Annotated in this window: 3 protein-coding genes; all 3 read right to left on the reverse strand. The window is 56.2% G+C overall.

The window, feature by feature from the left end:
* Nucleotides 1–280: 280 nt before the first annotated feature.
* Nucleotides 281–556 carry a hypothetical protein gene (locus BM385_RS26910; RefSeq protein WP_139275252.1) on the reverse strand — a complete coding sequence of 92 codons (276 nt, stop codon included), beginning with the start codon at nucleotides 554–556 and terminating at the stop codon, nucleotides 281–283.
* A 241-nt stretch (nucleotides 557–797) separates the two neighbouring features.
* Entirely contained in the window at nucleotides 798–1,430 is a 633-nt protein-coding gene (locus BM385_RS26915; protein ID WP_139275253.1) for a hypothetical protein, read from the reverse strand.
* Nucleotides 1,393–2,393 (reverse strand): hypothetical protein (locus BM385_RS26920; protein WP_175543122.1); only part of this gene is annotated, 1,001 nt, incomplete at its 5' end. The genes BM385_RS26915 and BM385_RS26920, both read right to left, overlap by 38 nt.

Genomic DNA, 2,393 nt, shown 5'->3' on the forward strand with positions numbered 1-2,393 from the left:
TCCCCGTTCGGTAGCCCCCGGCTACGGCGTCAAGCCCGACCGAGCTTACGGGTACCGGGCCCGGCCGACCGATATGGGGCGCCGGATCGGGGGCGCAAACGCCATTCGCTACACATTCGTGACGGCCCGGTTGCCTGATGGTGCACCACCAGCCCTTGACAACGGCCGCTGTGGCTGGGTGTTGTGCTCGTTCGGCGATATGCTGGCGACCGCGCCTGCCTCCCGAAGGCCACCCGGGCTGCAAGAACTGGTCGCCTGACACGATGTGCGCGGCTCACCCTCAGCTGAATGTGTAGCTCTGAGGTTCGATCTGAGCGATGCGCCCGTCCATGTAGGACTCAAGAGCCCCGACGAGGGAGTCAGTATCGTTCAGCTTGTTCTTCTCGTCCAGGTCAATCATGAAGCCTACTCCTGAGCTGCCCAATTCTGATCGGGTGCAGCTTGTGAATCCGATGACTACATGCGGCCACGCGAGGACTTCATACTCGCCTGTGCGCGTGGAACGGGAGTCCTCGGCATCGAATTCATACCCGTGTTCGGAGATGTAGTCTTCCACGCCACTGGCCTGGGTCGCTGGGATGCTGGAAGGGAGAAGGCTCGGAATCCGTCTACTGTTATGTTGCAATAGTGGTTGGAGCTAGTCTCCCGCTCTTGGTCGGCTGATTGTGTGTTCCGGTTTCCAATTCCCCCCTGATGGAATCAACACCATCACGAGACGGAACGTGCTGCCAAACCCTGCAGCGCCAGTCTGACGGGAATCGATGTGCGGCGGGCACGGCTGTCCGGTTGACTAAGCGTTATGAAAATGTGCAATGCTTGGGGTCGATTTGAGAAATGCGCCCCTCCATATAGGATCCAAGAGCTTCCACGAGAGCATCGATGTCGTTCAGCTCATTGTCTGCGCCGAGGCGAATCATAAATCCTACGCCTGAGCTATTCAATTCTGACGCAGTGCAGGGTGCGAATCCAATGGCCACACTTTGCCATGCGATAACGTCATAGCCGCTCGCGCGTGCCGGAACGGAGTCATCGATATCAAATATGTATCCTCGTTCAGAAATATATTCTTCCAATCCGGCAGCCCGAGTCGCTGGGATGCTGGAAAGAGAGAAGGCTTGGATTCCGTCTACCGTTGCGACACAGTTATGAGTTGCGGGTGTGTCGTGGGCGGAATCATAGGGAATCTGCGTTTCGATTTCCAGCTCTTTTCCTGCCGGAAATACCGATTCAAATGATTGCGAGTCTACGCGTGTACTGCAAAGCTCCTCAGGTGGAGTATATTCTTTCGTCTCCTCGCTACTTGGAGTGGAGCACGCCGCAGTCGCGAGAACGGAAATTGCGAACAGTGACATGGTTCTAGTTATCTTCAGTCCGCAACCTTTTCCGTCGGCATTATCTCGGTCGCTCGATTCGAGTTGTTCCAATATCATGTCCGGTTCCAGCGCTGAGCTGAACGCTCCCTTCTACTAGAGAGAAGTCCTCATGTTCTGAGGCATCAATTCCTGCTCGATCGAGGGCCATGCTCAAAGAATTTTTGGCTGCTGTTACGTAGTGCGTCCTTGCGTTGCTGTACTCTCTGCTCTCCTGCTGGGCGGCACTAATGGAATTGTCTACGCGGAAAGAGTCAAAGATGCTCGCGTTGACTTCCTGGACAAGGGTGTCCGCCATGGCAGCCTGGCCTGAGGCTGAAATAGATCCGTAAACAGCTCCGCCAAGCAGGTAGGAGGCCACATCTTCCCATTGATCCACTGATGCGTTGGCGGCGGCGTCGGCATCAAGCCGGTCTTGATAGCGGCCTGTTGCATATGCGTCGGTCAAGATTCCGCTGACGTGGCCATTCCGAGTGGCTATGTTTCCTGCTGCGGTCAGCAGACGATCTTCATTGTGTCCATGTTGTTGGACTGCTTCATCCATAGCCAAGTTCATGTCGTACAAATTAGCCGCAGTAATCAGTCGATACGCTTCTTCGTTCTTTCCGATCTCATGGAGAAATATTGACGTCTTATTGCTGAAATTAGCCTCTTGGTTGCTGTGTGTCACATCCGACACCGCATGAGTAATATCTGCAATGTAATCTGCGGCGATCACCCCCAAGGTCGGGCGCATATCCGGAGCTGGGTGATCACCTCTGGATCGGGTGGGATCTTCGCCGTAAGTGTTCCAAATTTTTTCGGCAATTCTGATGTTGGCGTCCGAGTGTCCCTCGGAGGCTGAACCACCTGGGCGGCCGGTTGCGGCGACTTCCAGTGCGGCGGTGAGACCGGGCGGGTTTTCGGCATGGGTGCTGATGTGACGGTACGGGCTGCTGGGGTGGATGAGGTGGCCGCTGTGCTGGCGTTCTGGGAGCGGGCGGCCGAGGGGGTCAGCATCAGTGACGACCCGGCCGGGGTGAC

This window comes from Streptomyces harbinensis (assembly GCF_900116145.1).
Classification (GTDB): Bacteria; Actinomycetota; Actinomycetes; order Streptomycetales; family Streptomycetaceae; genus Streptomyces; species Streptomyces carpaticus.